This window comes from Altibacter sp. HG106, assembly GCF_028561755.1.
GTDB lineage: Bacteria > Bacteroidota > Bacteroidia > Flavobacteriales > Flavobacteriaceae > DFVG01.
Window position 1 is genome coordinate 411,976 of record NZ_JAQQTD010000001.1, and the last position, 22,207, is coordinate 434,182.

17 protein-coding genes and 1 other RNA gene are annotated in these 22,207 nt (G+C 45.0%); 11 read left to right on the forward strand and 7 right to left on the reverse strand.

The window, feature by feature from the left end; all coding sequences use genetic code 11:
- Nucleotides 1-4: 4 nt before the first annotated feature.
- From PO830_RS02000 to PO830_RS02015, 4 genes are read left to right on the forward strand one after another with little or no spacing between them, the layout of a single operon-like run.
- Nucleotides 5-1,294, forward strand: coding sequence for an amidohydrolase (locus PO830_RS02000; protein WP_442870042.1), 1,290 nt, complete (start codon nt 5-7; stop codon nt 1,292-1,294).
- Nucleotide 1,295: 1 nt separating this feature from the next.
- On the forward strand, nt 1,296-2,576 hold the full coding sequence (locus PO830_RS02005) for an amidohydrolase (RefSeq protein WP_272851861.1): 1,281 nt from the start codon (nt 1,296-1,298) through the stop codon (nt 2,574-2,576).
- On the forward strand, nt 2,576-4,192 hold the full coding sequence (locus PO830_RS02010) for an FMN-binding glutamate synthase family protein (RefSeq protein ID WP_272851862.1): 1,617 nt from the start codon (nt 2,576-2,578) through the stop codon (nt 4,190-4,192). The genes PO830_RS02005 and PO830_RS02010 overlap by 1 nt, the downstream gene beginning before the upstream one ends.
- A 29-nt stretch (nt 4,193-4,221) precedes the next feature.
- Nucleotides 4,222-4,746 (forward strand): DUF7935 family protein, encoded by a 525-nt coding sequence (locus tag PO830_RS02015; protein WP_272851863.1) that lies wholly within the window; start codon nt 4,222-4,224, stop codon nt 4,744-4,746.
- Here PO830_RS02015 and PO830_RS02020 read toward each other — a convergent pair.
- Nucleotides 4,738-6,789 (reverse strand): M1 family aminopeptidase, encoded by a 2,052-nt coding sequence (locus PO830_RS02020; RefSeq protein WP_272851864.1) that lies wholly within the window; start codon nt 6,787-6,789, stop codon nt 4,738-4,740. The two genes, PO830_RS02015 and PO830_RS02020, sit on opposite strands and share 9 nt — an antisense overlap.
- A 46-nt stretch (nt 6,790-6,835) precedes the next feature.
- Here PO830_RS02020 and recG point away from each other — a divergent pair, with 46 nt between their 5' ends.
- Nucleotides 6,836-8,941: an ATP-dependent DNA helicase RecG gene (gene recG, locus PO830_RS02025; protein ID WP_272851865.1), complete on the forward strand. Its 2,106-nt coding sequence runs from the start codon at nt 6,836-6,838 to the stop codon at nt 8,939-8,941.
- Here the strand turns inward: recG and PO830_RS02030 are convergent, their stop codons facing one another.
- On the reverse strand, nt 8,942-10,174 hold the full coding sequence (locus tag PO830_RS02030; protein WP_272851866.1) for a peroxiredoxin family protein: 1,233 nt from the start codon (nt 10,172-10,174) through the stop codon (nt 8,942-8,944).
- Between the two features lie 71 nt (nt 10,175-10,245).
- Between PO830_RS02030 and pheT the strand changes: the two genes are divergently transcribed.
- A complete protein-coding gene (gene pheT / locus PO830_RS02035; RefSeq protein ID WP_272851867.1) occupies nt 10,246-12,672 on the forward strand; it encodes a phenylalanine--tRNA ligase subunit beta in 2,427 nt (808 codons plus the stop codon).
- A 51-nt stretch (nt 12,673-12,723) separates the two neighbouring features.
- On the opposite strand, the gene PO830_RS02040 is transcribed toward pheT, so the two are convergent.
- Nucleotides 12,724-13,299 (reverse strand): fasciclin domain-containing protein, encoded by a 576-nt coding sequence (locus PO830_RS02040; protein ID WP_272851868.1) that lies wholly within the window; start codon nt 13,297-13,299, stop codon nt 12,724-12,726.
- Between the two features lie 155 nt (nt 13,300-13,454).
- Between PO830_RS02040 and PO830_RS02045 the strand changes: the two genes are divergently transcribed.
- Both PO830_RS02045 and PO830_RS02050 read left to right on the forward strand, forming a co-directional pair.
- Nucleotides 13,455-14,171: a hypothetical protein gene (locus tag PO830_RS02045; RefSeq protein ID WP_272851869.1), complete on the forward strand. Its 717-nt coding sequence runs from the start codon at nt 13,455-13,457 to the stop codon at nt 14,169-14,171.
- 5 nt (nt 14,172-14,176) lie between these two features.
- Nucleotides 14,177-14,419 (forward strand): hypothetical protein, encoded by a 243-nt coding sequence (locus PO830_RS02050; protein ID WP_272851870.1) that lies wholly within the window; start codon nt 14,177-14,179, stop codon nt 14,417-14,419.
- On the opposite strand, the gene PO830_RS02055 is transcribed toward PO830_RS02050, so the two are convergent.
- Nucleotides 14,416-16,041: an ABC-F family ATP-binding cassette domain-containing protein gene (locus PO830_RS02055; protein ID WP_272851871.1), complete on the reverse strand. Its 1,626-nt coding sequence runs from the start codon at nt 16,039-16,041 to the stop codon at nt 14,416-14,418. The genes PO830_RS02050 and PO830_RS02055 overlap by 4 nt on opposite strands.
- Before the next feature lie 138 nt (nt 16,042-16,179).
- Between PO830_RS02055 and PO830_RS02060 the strand changes: the two genes are divergently transcribed.
- Nucleotides 16,180-17,583, forward strand: a complete 1,404-nt coding sequence (locus tag PO830_RS02060) for a TlpA family protein disulfide reductase (RefSeq protein WP_272851872.1) — start codon at nt 16,180-16,182, stop codon at nt 17,581-17,583.
- 11 nt (nt 17,584-17,594) lie between these two features.
- Here PO830_RS02060 and fsa read toward each other — a convergent pair whose 3' ends face one another.
- The 3 genes from fsa to ffs form a co-directional block, all read right to left on the reverse strand.
- A complete protein-coding gene (gene fsa, locus PO830_RS02065; RefSeq protein ID WP_272851873.1) occupies nt 17,595-18,248 on the reverse strand; it encodes a fructose-6-phosphate aldolase in 654 nt (217 codons plus the stop codon).
- A gap of 105 nt (nt 18,249-18,353) precedes the next feature.
- Nucleotides 18,354-19,160 (reverse strand): SDR family oxidoreductase, encoded by an 807-nt coding sequence (locus PO830_RS02070; RefSeq protein ID WP_272851874.1) that lies wholly within the window; start codon nt 19,158-19,160, stop codon nt 18,354-18,356.
- A 62-nt stretch (nt 19,161-19,222) separates the two neighbouring features.
- Nucleotides 19,223-19,321: signal recognition particle sRNA small type (ffs, locus tag PO830_RS02075), an RNA gene on the reverse strand.
- A gap of 85 nt (nt 19,322-19,406) precedes the next feature.
- Between ffs and PO830_RS02080 the strand changes: the two genes are divergently transcribed.
- Complete coding sequence (locus tag PO830_RS02080; RefSeq protein WP_272851875.1) at nt 19,407-20,465, forward strand: glutaminyl-peptide cyclotransferase; 1,059 nt, start codon at nt 19,407-19,409, stop codon at nt 20,463-20,465.
- Between the two features lie 104 nt (nt 20,466-20,569).
- Nucleotides 20,570-22,108 (forward strand): hypothetical protein, encoded by a 1,539-nt coding sequence (locus PO830_RS02085; RefSeq protein ID WP_272851876.1) that lies wholly within the window; start codon nt 20,570-20,572, stop codon nt 22,106-22,108.
- Nucleotides 22,109-22,207 lie beyond the last annotated feature (99 nt).

Genomic DNA, 22,207 nt, shown 5'->3' on the forward strand with positions numbered 1-22,207 from the left:
AACTATGAAATTCACTTCTCTTTTTCTTTGTATCCTCTTCGGAATGTTCGCATCAATTAGCAATGCCCAAATGGACGCCTCTGTCCTTAAGGATATTGAATCGATCGAAAATCAGGTCATCGATTGGCGTCATTATTTTCATCAAAATCCAGAACTCTCCAATCGCGAATTCAAAACTGCCGAACGCATTGCCGAACACTTAGCATCATTAGGACTCGAAGTAACTACGGGAGTCGCTAAAACAGGCGTTGTGGCCTTATTACAAGGAGAGAACCCAGGCAAGGTAGTAGCCCTTAGAGCCGACATTGATGCGCTTCCGGTCACCGAACGCAATGACCTTCCTTTCAAAAGTGAAGTAATCACCACCTTTCTAGGGCAAGAAACGGGAGTGATGCACGCCTGCGGACACGATACCCATACCGCCATTTTGATGGGCGTGGCTTCGGTACTCTCACAACATAAAGATAAGATCAACGGAACCGTAAAATTTATTTTTCAACCCGCGGAAGAAGGTCCGCCACCGGGAGAAGAAGGCGGGGCCAAACTCATGATCAAAGAAGGTGTACTTTCCAAACCTGATGTGGATGCTATTTTCGGCCTCCACATCAATTCGGGAACCCCCGTGGGAACCATCAAGTACAAGCCCGGAGGCACCATGGCCGCGGTTGAACGATTTGTGGTGAATGTGCAAGGGAAGCAAACCCATGGCTCGGCCCCCTGGGCAGGAGTAGACCCTATTTACATTTCCGCTAAAATCATCGATGGGTTTCAGAGTATTATTAGTAGGGAATCGCCTTTAGTGGAAGAAGCGGCAGTTATAACCGTCGGTAAGATTACTTCGGGAGTTCGATTTAATATTATTCCCGAAAGTGCCGAACTGATCGGCACCGTGCGTACCTTGAATCCGCAGATGCGTGAGATGATTATCAAGCGAATGACCGAAATGGCAGCCGATATTGCCAAAGCCTATGGCGGAACGGCAACGATTGAATGGCAAAACAATACCGTGGTTACCTATAACGATCCCGCCTTAACCGCACAAATGATCCCCACACTCCAATCGGTTGCAGGAGAAGATAAGGTGGTGCTCACCAAAGCCTCCACCGGCGGGGAAGACTTCTCGTATTTTCAAGAGGAAGTGCCCGGGTTCTATTTTTTCTTAGGCGGAATGACTCCTGGTACTTCAGAAGCATTTCCGCACCACACACCCGATTTTATGATAGATGACGACGGCATGCTCTTGGGCGTAAAAGCCATGACACAACTCACCTTAGATTATTTAAACGCACAATAATATGAAACCAACCATCTCAACACTGTTGTTCATTTTCACAATAGTCTTCGTACCGGCCACCACCATGGCACAAATGTCGCAGGATATCGCCAATATTGAAAACAAGGTAATTGAGTGGCGACGGTATTTCCACGAAAACCCAGAACTCTCCAATCGCGAATTCAACACCGCAAAAAAAATCGCCGAACATCTCAATGCCCTCGGAATGGAGGTACAAACCGAAATCGCTAAGACGGGCGTTGTGGGTATCTTAAAAGGAAATCGCCCCGGAAAGGTGTTAGCCTTACGCGCCGATATTGACGCGCTACCCGTTACCGAACGTGTGGATTTGCCGTTTAAAAGTGAAGTCACCACTACCTTTCGCGGAGTCGAAACGGGAGTGATGCACGCTTGCGGTCACGACACACACATCGCTATTTTAATGGGCGTAGCCGAAGTGCTTTCTAAAAATAATGACTTTGCCGGTACGATCAAGTTTATATTTCAACCGGCGGAAGAAGGTGCCCCTCCCGGAGAAGAGGGCGGAGCCGAATTGATGGTCAAAGAGAACGTCTTGAAAAATCCGGATGTGGATGCGATCTTCGGACTCCATATCGGGGCGCAACAACCTATTGGCACCATCGCCTACAAACCGGGCGGTATCATGGCCGCCTCACAGAGTTTTGAAATCAATATCAAAGGAAAGCAAACCCATGGTTCTATGCCCTGGGGAGGTGTAGACCCAATCATGGCGGGAGTGAAGATCATCGACGGACTACAAACCTTGATTTCGCGAGAATCGCCCCTTACTCAGGAAGCAGCGGTGTTGTCCATCGGAAAATTTTCGAGTGGGGTTCGCAGCAATATCATTCCGGAGGAGGCAAAGATTATTGGCACCTTGCGTACGTTAGATCGCGATATGCAAAAAATGATTAATAGACGCATGGAAGAAATGGTTCCTGCGATCGCAAAGGTATATCGCGCCGAAGCGACCATTGATATTGAAAAGGGCTACCCCATCACCTACAACGATCCCCAATTGACCGCCCAAATGCTACCTTCCCTAAACAAGGCTGCCGGAGACGACCGGGTTGTTGAAATCAAAGCGATTACCGGGGCTGAAGATTTTTCCTTCTTCGCAGAAGAAGTTCCTGGATTGTATTTTTTCTTAGGTGGAAAAGCACCCGATGACGACAATCCAGCGCCACACCATACGCCAGATTTCAGAATAGACGAAGCAGGAATGCTATTGGGTGTGAAGGCCTTTGTACAACTTAGCATGGATTATTTAAACACTCCCTAATGGAAGCTGTGTTATCTTTTCTGAAAACGATTCCGTGGTGGGCATGGGTACTGCTCTTTTTAGCACTGGTTGCTATCAAGGATATTTTTTTCAGCAGAAAACATACCATTCTGCATAATTTTCCCATAGTGGGGCACATTCGGTATATGTTGGAAAGTGTGGGTCCTGAGTTGCGGCAATACATTGTAGCTAACAATCGCGAGGAGCTCCCATTTAATCGTATCGAACGCGGCTGGATATACGCTTCCGCAAAAAATCAAAACAATTACGAAGGCTTCGGAACCGATCGAGACATTTACGAACCTAACTATATTTTTATCAATAACGCGATGCTTCCGTTCAAGTTGGAGGCGAATCATCCCAATTCCAAAGACCCCTATTTCTTGCCCTGCGCCAAGGTAATGGGTGCTTTCAGAAATCGAAAAAAACCGTATCGCCCTGCCTCCATCATTAATGTTTCCGCCATGAGTTTTGGGTCGCTTTCGGCCCGAGCCATCGAATCGTTGAACCGAGGGTGTGGCAAGGCGCATGCCTACCACAATACGGGCGAGGGCGGACTCTCCCCCTACCATCAAACAGGAAGTGATGTGGTGTTTCACTTCGGAACAGGGTATTTTGGCGTACGCGATGATGACGGTAATTTTTCGATGGAAAAAATGGTAGCGCTTACAAAAAACAATCCTCAGATTCGCGCCATTGAAGTCAAACTCTCCCAAGGAGCAAAACCCGGAAAGGGCGGTGTCCTTCCTGCCTCAAAAATTACAAGAGAGATCGCAGCTATTCGACACGTTCCCTTAGGCCAAGACGTACTCTCCCCTCCTACCCATTCGGCCTTCGAGGGAATTGAAGGATTAATTGATTTTGTAGAGGATATTGCGGAAGCCACCGGATTGCCCGTTGGTATTAAAAGTGCGGTTGGAAAGCTGGAGGATTGGAAGAAGCTAGCCAGACAAATGGCAGACACGGGCCGAGGCCCCGATTTTATCACCGTCGACGGTGGCGAAGGAGGCACCGGTGCCGCGCCTCCTAGTTTTGCTGACCATGTGGCCCTACCCTGGATGTTTGGGTTCGCGGAAGTTTATAAAATTTTTAAGCATCATAATATTTGTGATCGCGTGGTTTTTATAGGGAGCGGAAAATTAGGCTTTCCTGCCAAGGCCGCCATGGCTTTTTCGATGGGCGTAGACGTGATCAACGTGGCCAGAGAGGCCATGCTTTCCATTGGTTGCATACAGGCGCAGTTGTGTCATAACAATACCTGTCCGAGCGGCGTGGCCACTCAAAACAAATGGTTGCAACGCGGCATCAACATTCAGGACAAATCGGTGCGGGCGCATTTCTACTTCAAAAATTTCAGAAAAGAAGTGTTAGAAATGACACATGCTTGCGGTTACGAACATCCCTGTCAATTGACGATGGACGACGCCGAGCTGAGCCTTGGTGACAGAAACCTCATCAAAACCCTGGCAGAATCCTTTTCTTATTTGAAAACCTCTGTGCCCTTTGAGTCGATGAAAGCGTTACAAAAATGTCCGCATCTCGGCGGCCACTATAATAAGAAGCAGGCCAAGAGTGAAGCCAAAGATCTCAAGAAGAAAAACAGTGTTCGATACTAAGGGACGCATCACTACGTTAAACAAATTCTATGGAAGAACTTACCCAAATTCTCAATTATGTTGCCTACCTCCTACCTGCGGTGGTGGTAGGAATAATCGCTTATTACTTTTTTAAAGGACATACCGCCAATGAGGAAGGACGGCGTCGTTATCTGATTCAAAAAGAAGCACAAAACAAAATTCTGCCTACACGGTTACAGGCCTACGAACGACTGACCCTTTTCTTAGAACGCGTAGATCCCAACAAACTGTTGGTTCGAGTGAAACCCTATTCTGACGCGGTTGACGAATACGAAGCCTTGCTTATTCAGAACATCGAACAAGAATTTGATCACAATGTCACGCAACAGATCTACGTGACGCCGGAATGCTGGAACCTCATCAACGCAGCCAAGAATGCCACCATCCACGTCATACGACAGGGGGCCATGCACGAAAAAGAACACAATGCCGATGGGCTTCGTGAATATTTGCTTCGGAATTTTATGGAAGAAGTAACCCCTTCACAAAAGGCGCTGGCATATATCAAAAAAGAAGTAGCCGAATTATTCTAGCACACGATCTAGATAAGCGCGCTCGGCCGGCGGAAAAGACGTCCTTGTTTCTAAGAGCGCTTCTTTGAGGCCGGGACTTTTCAGCAACTCACCTAATAGATTTCTCGCTTCCGAGCGAAATCGCCAATTGGGATGCGTACAGGCATTGATGATGCTTTCAATAACGCCTTCATTATAAAGCTGCAATTCGTTTATATATTGAAACGCTTTCTGACGTATTTCAAAGCTATATTCTTTGGTCGCATACGACCGTAATTCGTTTTTAAAAGCTTCGGTAGCCTCGGGTTCGTACGTTTCCGTTGCCAACGCTAAGGCTAGCCACAGCTGCCGAATGTTCTTGTCCTGAAACCCCTCGACCCCTTTCATTTGATCTAAATACGTCTTTCGTTGTTCAGGAAATTGAGCCCATAATTGGTAGAGTGCGATTTCTTGGGTCACATAGCTATCATCTTTCAACAAGCCTTCGTAGCGTTCCCGTAGTTCCGCAGGAATTCGCTCTAAGGAACTAGCAATGGCCTGTCGCACAAAAAGATTATTAGAATCGAACCCTTTTTTGTACAAGGGCAGTGCTTTTTCAATGGGTTCCGAAGCGAGTTGATAGATGGCTTCCTGCCCTATAAAGTCATTTGGAAAGATGAGTGCCCCTTCCAACAGCGCTTTCTTATCTTCCCATGGAAGCGAACGCAGGGCTGCTATTTCGAAATACGATTCCATGAAGGCCGACTTCATTAATGACTGATACGCTTGTTCGGCCTTAAACGCCGTTTGCTGCAACCAGTCTTTTTCCCAGGAAGCAATATCGACCGAGGTCTCTTCCCGGACGGCTTCCAGAAAATCGGAAGTGGTAACATTGGCATAGGCATATTTGGTAAGGTAAGATTGTACGGCGCGATCGAATGCGGCACTGCCAATGAGTTCTTCCAAGATGTGTAGGGCCCAGGCTCCTTTTTCATAAAAGGTCAAGGAGGAAGCATTAGGGTCTAATAACCGCTGTCCTTTTCCCTGATCACTAGCTTCTTTCAATTGTTCGGCCGTGTTGTATAACTTCCAGTAATAATAATCTTCTCCAAAAATTTCTCGTTCGGCAAGTAGGGCGTAATACGTGGCAAAGCCCTCCTGAAGCCAATGATGTGCTCCCGAGGTTTCCGTCACCAAATTTCCAAACCATTGATGAGCGAGTTCGTGGGCATTGACATTTACATAGTTGCGATCGTTGAAGCCAATCTCGTCTACCACAAATGCTTCGGAAAAGATCGTGGCAGTTGTATTTTCCATGCCTGCATAGAGAAAATCACGAACGGGGGCTTGTTTGTAGTTTTGCCACGGATAGGCGACCCCTATTTTTTCTTCCAGAAAGTTGAAGAGCTCCTCGGAATGTCGATAGGTTGCCTTCGCTTTTTTAGCATCTTCCTGGCGGTAGAATAACGATATAGGCACTCCCGATTCGGAACGGAGGGTTGTAATGTCAAAATTTCCCATCACGAAGGCCACCAGGTAGCTCGCCATAGGATGCGTCATGTCGTATTTCCACCCAATTTTATCATGTATTGCTTCCCTAGACAGTAACGCTCCATTGGCCATGACCTCCTGGTCGTTGGGAGCCACTATCGTCAGGTCGAATTCAATTTTATCGTTCATATCGTCTACACTTGGAAGCCAATGCGAGGTATATTTCCCTTGTCCCTGAGTCCAAATCTGGTCTCCGGTAAAGTAGAGGGTTTGCTTAGGAACGGCACGATAACGGAACGAGGTGGTATAGGAAGCACCTTTTTTAAAATCGCTTCGGAAAACAATTGCCTTATCCTCGGCCGTAATAGTCATTTCTTCAGAATCGAAGTCGAGAAGCGTCATGTTAACAGCGTCGAGTCGTACTTCCGAAGCATCCTTCAGCAGTTGGAACGTTACCGTCACCGTTCCCGTGACACTTTTCGTTTCCGCTTTTGGTTCAATGGTGGCCGTAATATTTTCTACATCTACGGTGGAAACCTGCGCCCAAAAAGGAGTCGCAATACATAAAAACAGGGTAAGGAGTAGGTATTTCATACGATGCAGGCTGCAAATGTTCTGCCAAAATAAGTAAATTCGTTGTATGAGCCAGCGATTTCTTCAGACCCCAATCGAATACCTAAAAGGGATGGGACCGCAACGAGGAGATTTACTACGGAAAGAATTAGGGATTCACACCTTTCAAGACCTCATGCATCTTTTTCCGAATCGGTATTTAGATCGTACCACCTATCACAAGATCAACCAATTACGAAATTCTAATGCCGATGTGCAGGTCATCGGAAAGATCATCAATCTAAAAACAGTAGCCCAAAAAAGAGGAAAACGTCTGGTAGCGACTTTTGTGGACGATACCGGAACCATGGAATTGGTATGGTTTCGCGGTCATAAGTGGATTCGAGAGCATCTTAAAATTAATGAACCCTATGTGGTCTTCGGAAAAGTAAATTTGTTTAACGGTCTATTTTCCATGCCACACCCCGATATGGAAGTATGGAAGGAACATAAAAACAAGCGTCGCGCTGCCTTACAGCCCTTATACCCGTCTACCGAAAAGCTTACCAATAGTGGTATCACAAACAAGCTTATGCGAAGTTTGATCGCACAATTATTTCAGGATTCGCAGCTTCAGTTTCGGGAAACCCTTCCTGAAGCATTGCGGGCCGAACTTCGTCTCATGGGAAAGAAAGAGGCCATGATCTCCATTCACTTTCCGCCGCATAATAGTGCCTTAGCAAAGGCACAGTATCGTTTGAAGTTTGAAGAATTATTTTATGTACAGCTGCAATTGATTCAAAAGAATTTGCTTCACAAATCAAAATTTAAAGGGCATCCTTTCCCTGAGGTGGGTGCCTATTTTAATACCTTTTATGAAACGCATCTGCCCTTTGAGCTCACCGATGCTCAAAAACGGGTAATCAAAGAGATTCGCAATGATCTGGGCAGTGTCGCCCAAATGAACCGTCTTCTACAAGGCGATGTAGGTAGCGGAAAAACCATTGTCGCCTTTATGTCGATGCTCATTGCGCTCGACAATGGATTTCAGGCTTGCTTAATGGCGCCTACGGAAATCCTTGCTGTGCAGCATTATCAGGGACTGCAGGAATGGTGTGCGCTTATGGACATTGAGATCGCGCTACTGACGGGCACGACCAAAGCTTCCGAACGAAAAGGCTTGTTCTCGGACCTGGAATCGGGCCAACTGCAACTCTTGGTAGGCACGCACGCCTTACTGGAAGATCCCGTGGTGTTTCACAATCTCGGACTCGCCATTATTGATGAGCAACACCGCTTTGGAGTAGCGCAGCGAAGTAAACTGTGGAAAAAAAATGTGCGACCGCCGCATATTTTGGTGATGACAGCGACGCCTATTCCACGTACCCTGGCCATGAGCCTCTATGGCGACCTGGATATCAGCACCATCGATGAGCTACCGCCCGGAAGGAAAGACATAAAGACCGTGCATCGATACGATGCGAATCGTCTAAACGTGTTTCGTTTTCTGAAAGAGGAAATTGCAAAAGGTCGGCAAGTATATATTGTATACCCCTTGATTCAGGAAAGCGCAACTATGGATTACAAGGATCTTATGGATGGTTACGAAAGTATTGTGCGAGAATTCCCATTGCCACAGTATCAGGTTTCGATTGTCCACGGAAAAATGAAATCGACTGACAAAGACTACGAAATGGAGCGTTTTGTAAAAGGTGAAACGAATATCATGGTAGCGACCACCGTAATTGAGGTGGGCGTTAATGTTCCCAACGCTTCGGTGATGGTGATTGAGAGTGCTGAACGCTTCGGACTCTCACAATTACATCAGCTACGAGGTCGCGTGGGAAGAGGGGCAGAACAAAGTTACTGTATTTTAATGACGGGTGCGAAGCTTTCCGAAGACGCCAAAACCCGTTTGCAAACGATGGTACAAACTACCGATGGTTTCGAGATCGCCGAAACCGACCTAAAACTTCGCGGGCCCGGTAATTTGATGGGCACGCAGCAAAGCGGAATGCTAACCCTTCAGATCGCGGATATTACTAAAGATGGCCCGATTTTAAAAATAGCGCGATCGTATGCGCAACAGCTCTTACAGAAAGATCCTAATCTTTCCGAAGCAGCCCATCAAAACGTGCTCTTTACACTTCGCGAAATTGGGAAAGATCGAGGCTTGTGGAAATATATTTCGTGATTATTCTTGTAGTAAGCTCGCAACAAACCGCTCAAATTCCTGTGTGAATTCAGTATAGACTTCACCGGTTGCCTTGCCGTTAAAACCCGTGTGTATCTTACGAACCTTACCCTGTTTATCCAGAAAAATAGTCGTGGGATATGATAATACATGATTCAACATGGGCAGTTTGTCGTTGGCTTTCTGCTTGTCGCTACTTCCGTATTGCGCTAACAAAATGGGGTATGGCACTTCTTTGCGTTCTTTCAATCGGCTTATCGCTTCCATCGCTTTTTCTTGCGTGGGTGCATATTCAAAAGCGAGGGACACAAATTCCAGATCGGGGTCATCATTTTCTTTTAGATATTCCACGTAATATTCTGTTTCGTCCAAACAATTCGGGCACCACGTTCCCATGATTTGCACGATTACCACCTTGTCTTGAAACTTCGGATCTTCTAAAGAAACTAACTCCCCTTCCGTATTCGGAAATTCGAACGCCAGCGTTTCATAGCCAGGTTTCAAAAAGGTGAGGGAATCGGCTGCTTGCAATTCGTACTCGTCATTCCGCTTGGCGACAAAAGGTTCCACCCAATGATTCCCGCTGTAAAACGTTCCATTCATGGTGCTGTCAGACACCTTAGCTTCAAACAGAAATACATGGGCCCCATCGAAAGTAGAAAGTCGCAAGGAATCACCTTCCACTATGCCCTCCAAAAAGCGATAGTCGCCTGTCAAGGTTCGAAAGGTCCCGGTAACCCGATCACCCATTTGCTCGAAAATTCCCTTCGCTATATATCGGTCGCTTTCACTCTCTGGACTAAACACGGTTTCCCAAGTGCCTGAGACATTCGCCTGGGCGGGAGCAACTCCTTGAAAACGAGCTGCATTCTCATACTCCATCTCAAAAGGAACCACACGATCGAGACTCGGTTTGATATACTTTCCAGTGATTTTGGCTTCGGAAAAAACTCCTTTAAACACCCCTTCAAAGACGGGGTGCGACATGACAACGCTATCTCCGTCAAACGCGATATCGGTCCATTCAATAACTTCGGAAGCGTTGGTAATGGTAACCACATTTGCTTCAGACCAATGCATAGTGACCGGAAGCGTTTTTTCAGGCGTAAGCTGAAAGGTTAATCTCCAGTCACCCGGTTTGGGACGTTTCGATTCCGAAGCACAAGACAGCAAAAAAATACTAACAATAAGCGCCCCTAAAAAAGGCGTAAAAGAGCGGTTGAAATTCAGCATGCCCGAAAGTAAGAAATATAGGCCAGAAAAAAGCGATAAATAGTATCTTTGCGGTCTCTTAACAACCGATTATGAAGATTTCGTATAACTGGCTAAAACAATTTGTAAATACCGATTGGGATGTAGAACGTACAGGAGCCTTGTTAACCGACTTAGGCCTGGAGATTGAAGGAATTACCAAGTTCACTTCTGTGCCCGGAGGGTTAGAAGGTGTTGTCGTGGGAGAGGTTTTAAAATGTGAGAAACACCCCAATGCAGACCGTTTGAAACTTACTACCGTTACCTTAGGTGAAGGAGACCCGGTTCAAATTGTGTGTGGAGCTCCTAACGTGGCATCTGGACAAAAGGTGCCGGTAGCCACCGTGGGAACTACCTTATACGACGATAAAAAAGAACCTTGGACCATCAAGAAGGGGAAAATTCGAGGGGAAGTAAGTATGGGAATGATTTGTGCGGAAGATGAACTTGGGCTCGGACAAAGTCATGAGGGCATAATGGTGCTGGATGCTTCCCTTACCCCCGGAACTCCCTTGGCAGAAATCTACGAAATCGAAAATGATTGGGTGTTTGAAATCGGACTCACTCCCAACCGGGCGGATGCTATGAGTCATTGGGGTGTAGCCCGTGATCTACGGGCGGGATTGCTACAAGAAGGCGTTTCATTAGAATTGATCACGCCCTCTACCAGTAGCTTTCATATTGACAGCAGAACCTTACGAATGGACGTCATCGTGGAGGATACCGAACGCGCGCCACGTTACTGTGGTGTGACCCTCAGTAATTTAAAAGTGGGGCCTTCACCACAATGGCTTCAAAATAGATTGAAGGCCATTGGCCTATCTCCTATCAATAATATAGTTGATATTACGAATTATGTCTTACACGATTTAGGACAACCCCTTCATGCCTTCGATGCGGCGAAAATTTCAGGCAATAAGGTCGTCGTAAAAACACTTCCCAGTGGAACAGAGTTCACCACCTTGGATGGAGAAACGCGGAAACTTCACGAAGAAGACCTTATGATTTGCGATGCCGAAAAACCCATGTGTATTGCCGGAGTGTTTGGTGGAATGCACAGTGGCGTGACGGAAGATACCACCAGTATTTTCTTAGAAAGTGCCTATTTCGATCCAGTGAGTGTTCGGAAAACGGCCAAACGACACGGATTAAATACAGATGCTTCCTTTCGTTTTGAACGTGGAATCGATCCAAACATCACCGAGTACGCCTTGATGTGTGCGGCCATTATGATGATGGACATTGCAGGCGGTGAGGTTACTAGTGAGTTAGAAGACATCTATCCAAAAAAGATAGAAGACCATCAAGTGGTCTTGAATTTCAAGAATGTCAAGAAGCTGGTGGGACAGGAAATTCCGAAGGAAACGATAAAAAGCATCTTAACCTCGTTGGAGGTTAAAGTGAACAATGTAACCGAAACCGGAATAGGCATGACCATACCTGCCTATCGCAACGATGTGTTACGCGAAGCAGATGTTATTGAAGAAGTACTTCGTGTATACGGATATAACAATATTGATTTTACCACCAAGCTCAACGCCTCGATAGCGACGCAACCCAGGGTACAGGACTATCAGATCCGGAACCGAGTGGCTGAAATGCTCAGCGGGTTGGGATATTATGAAATTCTGAACAACTCGCTTACTTCAAGCAAATTTTCGGAGCTTACAGAGAGTATCAAGACCGAACAACAAATTAGCATGCTCAATCCGCTGAGTCAGGATTTGGCCGTAATGCGACAATCGATGTTGTTTGGAGGGTTAAGTACCCTGGCGTATAATATCAATCGCAAGCAAACACAGCTTAAGTTCTTTGAGTTCGGAAAGACCTACCATCAATATTCAGAACAGCGGGAAGAACAAAAGCACTTAATTTTGGTAGCCTCCGGCACGAAATTTCCTGACAGTTGGGCGGTACCCTCCGAAACCAGCGGATTCTTCTACCTGAAAGGAGTGGTGATGATGGTCTTGGAGCGTTTGGGGCTGGCCCAAGTTTCAGAAAAAGAGGCTAAAACCGATTTGCTTTCAGAAGGAATTAGTCTTAACTACCAAAAGAAAACCTTAGTAACCCTGGGCGTGGTGCGTCAAAAAGTAAGTGCTGAATTCGATATCGAACAAGAAGTGGTCTATGCAGACTTTCAGTGGGATACTATCCTTAGGGTACTAAATACCGATAATATCCTACTAGCTTCCATTCCAAAATACCCACAGGTAAAACGAGACTTCGCTTTGTTGGTTGATGAAAATGTAGCTTTTGGTGATTTACAGCAAGCGGCTTTTCAAACCGAACGGAACTTATTAAAAGAAGTATCCCTCTTCGATGTGTACACCGGTAAAAACCTTCCCCAAGGGAAAAAGAGCTATGCCTTGAGTTTTACCCTTTTGGATGAAAAGAAAACATTGACCGATAAGCAGATTGATAAAATAATGGGGAAACTTCAGAAGCGATTCGAAACCGATTTTAATGCGAGCCTGCGATAAAAAAAGCGGCCCCGAAAGGCCGCCTTCTATAAACCCCAACCGCAATCTAAATTATTTGGGAAGTACTACGCTATCTACCACGTGAATCACACCATTTGATTGATTTACGTCGGCAATAGTTACCATAGATTTACCACCCTTCTCATCCATTAACACCAAGTTTCCTCGGTCCATTTGGGCAGATAGTTTTCCACCACTCACCGTGGTAAATGTGGCTTTTCCATTTCCTTTTTCAATGGCCGCGATGATATCGCTTCCATTGTACTTTCCTGCAATTACATGGTACGTAAGCACGGTTTGTAATTTCTTTTTGTTTTCAGGCTTTAGCAAGGTAGCAACTGTACCTTCGGGTAATTTATCGAAGGCTGCGTTGGTAGGCGCGAAAACGGTAAAAGGTCCATCAGACATAAGCGTGTTGACAAGGTCTGCGGCTTTTACAGCAGCGACCAAGGTGGTATGGTCTTTTGAATTTACCGCGTTTTCAACAATATTTTTGCTAGGATACATGGGAGCTCCTCCCACCATCACCGTATTCTCTTTTTTCATCATTTTTTCTTGTGCCGAAGTGTTTAAGGGTAACATTACTGCGATCACGAGAAGCAATATGGTTAATTTGATAGATTTCATGTTGATTATTATTTTGAATTACACCCATATAAACGAGATTGTTCCTGCTTTGGATTTTTAAACCCTCTTTTTTAGCGTTATTTTAACAGCAGCACGAATCGTTAAATAGTTGCGTTCTATCTTAGAACTTGTTATTTTTAAGGAAAAAGACCCTTATGTTGCCTAAAACGAATATTAAACAATGCCTACAACGAAGCCGCGATAAGAGAATTTCTGAAGCCGCCCTTCTTGAGGAAGTGCAAGAAGTACTTCAACAAAATCAACAGCATCGGGATCAGATTATGGAAACGTTGACAGCGGCCCAGCCCCAAGGTGAGAATACGTTTGATATAGACAAAATAGCGTCAGGTCGCCTCTACCACCTTTCCGACATCAAAAAGATTTGTGTAGACTATCGGTTGCGCTTTTTAGACGCCCATTTTTTTAAGGGAGAATTTCCCGAGGAAGCCGTAAGTGAAATTCGGAAGTTGGAAAATCAGCATAACACTCCCCTCTCTGGATTTAAAATCATCGCTCCGGCAAAACGCTTAAAGCTTGAGAATGCAGACGATCCGTTGCTCTTTGCACCTATGGGTAATGATTATTTCTATTTGATACACAGCTGGGGCAATGATCTTCATCCGTTGCGAAAATGGTTGATGTGGCCCTATAAAAGTTTTGAAAACTTGGTATTTACCGTTTTCCTTCTGAGTATTGCCTTGACCGCCATCACTCCCATGAGCGCTTTTACACACACCGCGGCCATGCAGGAGTACGTCCTTATGTTTTTATTTATGTTCAAAGCCGTGGGAGGAATCGTCTTATTTTATGGCTTTGCCAAAGGAAAGAATTTCAATACCGCCATCTGGAACAGTAACTATTATAATGCCTAATCGCTATGAACGAAGAACACACTGTACGCATATATACCGGCCCCGCTATGATCGCCAAGGGGTTAGCCGCCAGACTTAACGAATTAGGCATCGTTCCTATTGAAAGAAACGACCTAGAATCGAGTATTCAAGGTGGGTTTACTACGGGTGTACCCGGTCAGGTTCGCGTCTTTATTCGGAAAGACGAACTTGTAAAAGCAAAAGAGGTTATTGATTCCTATTTAAAAGAAGTAGGAGAAACCTCTTAAACCGAAACGGTATACATTTTTTCACGCAGCTCTTTGACCTTCGGATCGTTCATATAATCGTCGAAGTTCATATAGCGATCGATAGCGCCATTAGGGGTTAATTCGATCACTCTTGTTCCTACCGTTTGCGCGAATTCATGATCGTGCGTCGTGAGCATAATCGTTCCCTGAAATTTCTTCAAGGCGTTGTTGAAAGACGTAATCGTTTCAAGGTCCAGGTGGTTGGTCGGTTCGTCCAACATCAAAACATTGGCACGCAACATCATCATTCTACTCACCATACAACGCACCTTTTCTCCCCCGGAAAGTACATTACACTGTTTGAGCGCCTCTTCGCCGCTAAACAACATCTTTCCTAAGAAACCACGTAAATAGACTTCTTCCCGTTCTTCTTCTGTCTTCGCCCATTGGCGTAACCAGTCGACGAGATTCATCTCACTTTCAAAATAGTGACTGTTGTCCAGCGGCAAATAACTTTGAATGGTGGTGACTCCCCACTGATATTCGCCTGCATCGGCCTTCATTTTGTCGTTTATGATTTCATAAAAAGCGGTCGTGGCTCGAGAATCACGAGAATACATCACCACCTTATCGCCTTTGGCCAAGTTAATATCAACACCCTTAAAAAGTATTTCACCTTCAAGGGATGCCGAAAGCTTTTCTACATTGAGAATTTGATCTCCGGCTTCGCGTTCACGATCGAAGATGAGCGCCGGATACCGCCGACTCGAAGGTTTGATCTCGTTAACATTGAGTTTCTCCAGCATCTTTTTACGAGAAGTCGCCTGTTTACTTTTGGCTACGTTGGCGCTAAAGCGAGAGATAAACTCCTGAAGTTCTTTCTTCTTCTCTTCGGCCTTCTTGTTCTGCTGAGCGCGTTGACGTGCTGCTAATTGACTACTTTCATACCAAAAGGTATAGTTTCCGCTGTAGTGCGTAATCTTTCCGAAGTCGATATCACTAATATGCGTACACACCGAATCGAGAAAGTGACGGTCGTGAGATACCACGATTACGCAATTGTCGTAGTTCGCTAAGAAATTTTCTAACCAAGTAATGGTTTCGTAGTCCAAATCGTTGGTAGGCTCATCCATAATAAGTACATCCGGACTTCCAAACAGTGCTTGCGCTAGTAACACGCGAACCTTTTGCTTTCCATCGAGATCGCTCATCATACTGTAATGTAGGCTTTCTTCGATACCCAAATTAGACAGCATGGCCGCAGCGTCACTATCGGCGTTCCACCCGTTCATTTCTTCAAAGGCTACCTGAAGTTCTCCGATCTTCTCCGCATTCTCGTCGGTATAATCTTCATACAACTTATCGATGGTTGTCTTTAGCTTGAACAGCTCCTTATTTCCGCGAACAACGGTTTCCAACACCCCAAATTCATCGCAGGCGTTGTGATCTTGCTCCAGTACCGACATTCGCTTTCCCGGCTCCAGATGAACACTTCCTGAAGTGGGTTCTTGTTTTCCGGAAAGAATTTTTAAGAAGGTAGATTTACCCGCACCGTTGGCACCAATAATACCATAACAATTGCCTTGAACAAATTGCGTGTTTACCTCATCAAATAACACGCGCTTACCAAATTGCACCGAAAGATTAGAAACTGTTAGCATGACCTTTAAAATTTTGTGCAAAAGTAGCTAATAAAGCGCGAACAAAGAACAGCCCTTGTTTTTTAATTTAGTTTTAACGACTAATTAACAACTTGAACTCTTGGGGAAACTTACATTTGTTGAACGATTGAATAGTGTATGAGGCAAGAATATCTACTACTCCCTTTACTCCTGTTTTCCCTGTTTTCTTGTGGTGACAATGCTGATGAAGCGACCGATGTATGGATCGGCGGCGAAATCGTCAATCCTAAATACGGCTATGTTTTGTTGATGAAAGATCGAGAAATTATCGATACCATGCGGTTGGATGACAATAATTTCTTTATGTATCATATCGATTCGGTGGCGGAAGGGCTGTATTCCTTTCATCATGGCGAATACCAGGTGATGCATCTAAGTCCCGGCGACAGTCTGATGCTACGCGTGAATACAACTGAATTCGACGAGTCTTTGTCGTATAGTGGTGGTGGTGCTCGGAAAAACAATCTGCTAATCGATTTTTTCCTACAGAACGAACGGGAAAATCAGATGATGCCCGAATTGTACATGCTATCTCCTGAAGCGTTTGAAACTAAAATCGACTCACTCACCAACGAACGTCAAAAGTTTTTTGAGGTATATCTGAAGAAAGACGAGCCGTCTGAAAGCTTTAAAAGTATAATCAATGCGAATATTTTGTACGATGAATATTCCAAAAGAGAATTGTACATCGCCCGACATTCTAGAAAAACCAGTAATACCGAATTACAGGAAATCCCCGCCTCCTTCTACGAACATCGAGGAGATATCGATTACAACAACGCTTCCTTAAAGAACTATTATTCGTATTTCCGATTTCTGAATCGCCTTTTCGACAATATGGCCTATGATCGGTACAAAGAAGAGCAAGGGTACGATCGGTATTCTTACGTGCACACCAAACATAAGTTAGCGATCATTGACAGCTTGGTAGAGAGTGATCTTTTGAAAAACAATATTTCCAGAACCAATACGCAACGATTTTTACTGCGCGCTGGCGATCAAAAGGAAGTGGATGAGATCTACGCTTTGTTCGCATCGATGAATAAAGACCCTGAAGATGTGGCGGAAATTCAATCCCTTAAAACCTCCATTGAGAACCTGATGCCGTCAAAACGCATTCCGAATATCAAGTTGGTAACGGAAGCGAATACGGTAAAAGACCTGCACACCCTAATTACAAAGCCGTCGGTACTTTTCTTTTGGACCTCAGAATCGGCCCAACACAATGAGAATATTCATACCAAGGCCGCTGAGCTACGAGAGAAATATCCCGAATATCAGTTTATTGGCATCAATACAGATACACACTTCCGAAAATGGCGTAGTATTGTTCGCGCTTTAGGATACAACACCTCTTTGGAGTTTCAAATTGAAGACATCGAAAACGCGCGACAGGCGCTTGTGCTAAGTTCCATCAGCAAATCGCTGATCGTAGACCGCAACGGTGATATTTTGGAACACTACACCAACCTCTTCCATCCCGATTTAGAATCGAAGCTCCTCGGGTATCTCAATCAATAAAAGAACCGTAATTAATTTCCTTTTTTGTAATCGGCTAAGAATTTTTCCAGCCCAATATCGGTAAGCGGATGTTTCAGTAAGCCATCGATGGAGGATAGTGGTCCCGTCATTACATCAGCGCCAATTTTCGCACATTCCAAGACGTGCATGGTATGCCGTACAGAAGCGGCTAAAATTTGCGTTTCGAAGCCATAGTTGTCATAGATCAACCGAATCTCAGCGATCAGGTTTAATCCATCTGTAGAAATATCGTCCAAACGCCCAATAAACGGAGACACATAGGTTGCTCCCGCTTTGGCGGCTAGTAAGGCTTGTCCTGCTGAAAACACTAAGGTACAATTCGTGCGGATTCCTTGATCTGAAAAGTATTTAATGGCCTTCACTCCCTCGCGAATCATGGGTACTTTCACCACGATCTGTTCGTGCAGTTCGGCGAGCTCTTCCCCTTCTTTGATAATACCTTCGAAATCGGTTGCGATCACTTCCGCAGAAACATCGCCTTCAACGATATTACAAATATCGACGTAGTGCTTTAAAATATTATTGCGACCGGTAATGCCTTCTTTCGCCATCAAGGAAGGATTGGTGGTTACACCGTCTAACACGCCCAGGTCCTGAGCGTCACGAATTTGATCTAAATTGGCAGTATCAATGAAAAACTTCATAGGGTGAAAAATAAACGTTTAGACCACAAAAATACAGAACAAAGGGCTTGCGCGAAATCTTTCCGATGAAACTTTCACACATGAATTGTTAATAACGAGCCTTTTTTAGAGTTTGTAATGCCGCATGAGCATGCGTTGATATAGTTTATCCGGTAGTACCCGCTTCAAAGCGATAGAAAATTTTTGAAGGAACGCCCCCACTTTATAGTGAACGTTAGGGTTCTGAGATTCGATGATCGATTCAATAATACGAGCCATCTTCAAGGGATCTTCCCCAGAATCCACATGTTGGTTCATCATGGCTAAGGTGTTTCCATACGCTGTTTTGTATGGAGAATCTTCAAGAACAGGAGCGTGATACCGACCGGAAGCGATGTTGGTGGCAAAATCTCCCGGGGCAACATTCACCATTTTGATACCAAACTGCTCGGTTTCCATTCGATAGGCTTCGGTGGTTATCTCTAACGCGGCTTTGGTGGCCGAATAAATACCACGATAGGGCAATCCCATATAACCCGCAATAGAGGTAATATTGATGATACGACCTTCGGAATTGGCCCGCATATGAGGCAGTACGGTCTTGATAAGATGTAACGGACCATAGTAATTGGTTTCAAAAGCCTTTCGGATTTCATCGGAAGGCGTTTCCTCAATGGGTCCGGTAATGCCGACTCCAGCATTATTGATGAGTACGTCTATTCGCCCCTCTTGCTGAATAATTTCCCGTACAGCCGCATCCATTGTGGCAGGCTGAGTGACATCTAACGGTAGGAGTGAAAAAGAAACGGTATCCTTATGGTGGCCAGGTGTTCTGCTCGTGCCATACACGGTATGCCCCCGATCGTGCAGGTAGGAAGCGATCGCTTTCCCAATTCCTGAGGAAGCGCCAGTGATGAATATAACTTTTGCCATAAGGTCTTGTTAGCGGCAAAGATGAGAGTAAGCCTGTAGAATAACAAATTATCGCCAACAAAAAATGGCAAGCTACCTACATCACACCGCTACGACCGTCTACCCTTGCTGCGTTCCCGCCCTGGGGGATTCAACAGGAGCTGGTTGTGTAGGACTTGCCGATGCAAATATACGCTCATTTTGTAGCTTCTCCAAGGATTTTTACGAACGATTGTTATTTCGTACTTTGCCAAAAAATGTAGTGGAATGAAGTCTATTTATAATCTTTTCTTTTTCACCGCCTTGGCCCTTTCAACAGGAAGTTGCGGCGATAGTAACGAGCGTCCTCAGGAGTTGTTTTCTATTGAAATTGGAAATAAAAAGAAGGCGTATCGCCCGGCAGACGAATTGCAGATTTCTCTTCAAAACAAAAAGGGAAGGTCGATCGATTCGGTGGCTTATTTTATAGCGGAAAACCGACTGGCTGGTGGAATGGCTTCGGAATCCGTAACTCTTCCGCTTCAAACGCAACCGCTAGGCAGTCGAATGCTCACGGCAAAAGTATACGCGGAGGGCGAAATCTTTGAAGTTAGCCAGGTTATTTTACTTCTTTCAGATACCGCTCCTGTTCTCTACACCTACGAAATACTGGAACGCTATCCCCACGATCAAGAGGCCTATACCCAGGGGTTAGAATTCCGCGGAGATATCCTCTATGAGAGTACGGGACAGTACCAACACTCCACGCTTAGAAAAACCAATTATGAAACCGGCGAAGTCTTACAACAGGTGGATTTAAAGGACACGTATTTTGGAGAGGGACTTACTATTCTGAAGGATAAGGTGTATCAGCTCACCTGGCGTGAGAATACCGGATTTGTATACAATGCGAACGATTTGAGCCGTATTCAGACGTTCCAATATGCAGCAAGCAAAGAAGGCTGGGGGCTCTGTAATGATGGGGCCACCTTGTACAAAAGCGATGGAACCCAACGTATCTGGCGTTTAGATCCTACCACCCTAGAGGAACAAGGATACATTGAAATGTACACCCACAAAGCACGCATCAAGAGCGTTAATGAAATGGAATGGGTTGACGGAAAAATATATGCCAATATCTATGAAGCGGAAGGAATTGCTATTGTAAACCCCGAAAGCGGCGCCGTGGAAGGAGTGATTGATTGTAGCGGACTCAAAGAGGAAGTGACCCAGCATCCCGACCTTAATGTGTTGAACGGTATTGCCTACAAAGGCGAACCCAACATCTTGTATCTCACCGGAAAGAATTGGGACCAACTTTTTAAAGTGCGCATCGTCAAAAAGTAAGGAGGTAACCTATCTGATGAGGGTGTCATAATGAATGGAAATTCTGAAGGTGAGACAATAAGAACCCGCATAAAAAGTTATATTTTTACGAAAATTATCGGTTGATGAAATACCTATACACTGTCGCAGTACTCGCCTGTTTGGTACTATGGAGTTCTTGTCGGAATGATTTCGAAACGGTTTCTTCCAGCGGAAATCTAGAGTTTTCACGAGATACGGTCTACTTAGATACCGTTTTCACCAATATTGGTTCTAGCACCTATAATCTAAAGGTATACAACCGAAGCGACGAAGATATCAGCGTTCCCAGCGTTCGTTTAGCGGAGGGCGAAGCGTCTAATTATCGCCTGAACGTCGATGGAATACCGGGAAAGGCTTTTGAAGATGTCCAGATTCTGGCAAAGGATAGCATATTTATATTTATCGAAACGACCCTCGACATAAATAACCTACCTAATGGAGATAATACACAATTTCTGTATACCGATCAGTTGCTATTTGAAGGAGGCGGTGGTTCCCAACAGGTAGAATTGGTGACCTTGGTTCAGGATGCCGTGTTTCTTTTTCCCGAACTCTTTCCGGATGGCACTACCGAAACACTCAATCTGGGTATGGATGGCGAGGGAAATGATGTGCTCATTGAAGGTTTTTTCCTGGAGGATAGTGAACTTACATTTACCAACGAAAAACCCTATGTAATTTACGGGTATGCTGCTGTTCCACCTGAAAAAACCTTAACGGTGGAAGCAGGCGCACGCGTTCATTTTCATCGGGATAGTGGCATCTTAGTAGCCAATACGGGTTCGATGAAAGTTAATGGAGAACCCAGTACCGATCCTGAAGCCATGGAAAACGAAGTAATTTTTGAAGGCGATCGCTTGGAGCCAAGTTTCTCTGATATTCCCGGGCAGTGGGGCACCATTTGGCTTACCGCCGGCAGCACCAATAATGAATTTAGATATACCACCATCAAAAATGGTATTGTAGGTATTTTAATGGATAGTAACGATGGCGATGAAACCTTGCGACTGGAAAATGTTCAGATTTATAATAGCGCAAACGTAGGATTGCTGTCGCGAACGGGTAACGTGTATGGTGAAAACATGGTGATCAACAACAGCGGACAAGCTTCTTTGGCCTGTTCCTATGGGGGTACCTATACCTTCAATCATTGTACGTTTGCTAATTATTGGACGAATAGCTTCCGAACCTTTCCGAGTGTTCAGTTAGACAATGTGCTTCAGGTGAGTGAAACCGAATTCTTAACCGAGCCGCTCAACGCTACTTTTAACAATTGTATCATCTACGGAAACGAACAACGAGAAATCGGTCTTATTGAAGATGATAGGGATGCGTTTGTCTTTAGTTTTAATAATTCACTGATACGTTTTGAAGATCCCACCGGAGAGTTTGCAGATGATGAAAACTACAATAATCCCGCGTTTTATCCCGGCTGTGTGTTCAATGAAGATCCAGTATTCCAAAATACTGAATTAAATAATTTTAATATTGAATTAGGAACCTCCGGCGCGGAAAACATAGGAGCCGCAGGTGTTCCGCCGCTCTTCGATCTCAACGAAACCCCTCGCGACACCCCTGCCGATGCAGGTGCTTATGAAGCCATTGTGTTTCCGGAGGATTAGCCATTTTCCGTTCTTATATTGAAATGAGCCGTTCTGTGCTTCAGAACAGGCGTTATTCTATTGGGTGTGGTGTATCTAGGCATGTATTGAGATATTTGG

Coding starts and splice junctions, on each gene's coding strand:
- PO830_RS02005 (WP_272851861.1), top strand. CDS start 1,296: ATGAAACCAACCATCTCAACACTGTTGTTCATTTTCACAATAGTCTTC.
- PO830_RS02030 (WP_272851866.1), bottom strand. CDS start 10,174: ATGCTGAATTTCAACCGCTCTTTTACGCCTTTTTTAGGGGCGCTTATT.
- PO830_RS02060 (WP_272851872.1), top strand. CDS start 16,180: ATGAGGCAAGAATATCTACTACTCCCTTTACTCCTGTTTTCCCTGTTT.
- PO830_RS02070 (WP_272851874.1), bottom strand. CDS start 19,160: ATGGCAAAAGTTATATTCATCACTGGCGCTTCCTCAGGAATTGGGAAA.
- PO830_RS02045 (WP_272851869.1), top strand. CDS start 13,455: ATGTTGCCTAAAACGAATATTAAACAATGCCTACAACGAAGCCGCGAT.
- pheT (WP_272851867.1), top strand. CDS start 10,246: ATGAAGATTTCGTATAACTGGCTAAAACAATTTGTAAATACCGATTGG.
- fsa (WP_272851873.1), bottom strand. CDS start 18,248: ATGAAGTTTTTCATTGATACTGCCAATTTAGATCAAATTCGTGACGCT.
- PO830_RS02080 (WP_272851875.1), top strand. CDS start 19,407: ATGAAGTCTATTTATAATCTTTTCTTTTTCACCGCCTTGGCCCTTTCA.
- PO830_RS02015 (WP_272851863.1), top strand. CDS start 4,222: ATGGAAGAACTTACCCAAATTCTCAATTATGTTGCCTACCTCCTACCT.
- PO830_RS02055 (WP_272851871.1), bottom strand. CDS start 16,041: ATGCTAACAGTTTCTAATCTTTCGGTGCAATTTGGTAAGCGCGTGTTA.
- PO830_RS02000 (WP_442870042.1), top strand. CDS start 5: ATGAAATTCACTTCTCTTTTTCTTTGTATCCTCTTCGGAATGTTCGCA.
- PO830_RS02020 (WP_272851864.1), bottom strand. CDS start 6,789: ATGAAATACCTACTCCTTACCCTGTTTTTATGTATTGCGACTCCTTTT.
- PO830_RS02050 (WP_272851870.1), top strand. CDS start 14,177: ATGAACGAAGAACACACTGTACGCATATATACCGGCCCCGCTATGATC.
- PO830_RS02010 (WP_272851862.1), top strand. CDS start 2,576: ATGGAAGCTGTGTTATCTTTTCTGAAAACGATTCCGTGGTGGGCATGG.
- PO830_RS02040 (WP_272851868.1), bottom strand. CDS start 13,299: ATGAAATCTATCAAATTAACCATATTGCTTCTCGTGATCGCAGTAATG.
- PO830_RS02085 (WP_272851876.1), top strand. CDS start 20,570: ATGAAATACCTATACACTGTCGCAGTACTCGCCTGTTTGGTACTATGG.
- recG (WP_272851865.1), top strand. CDS start 6,836: ATGAGCCAGCGATTTCTTCAGACCCCAATCGAATACCTAAAAGGGATG.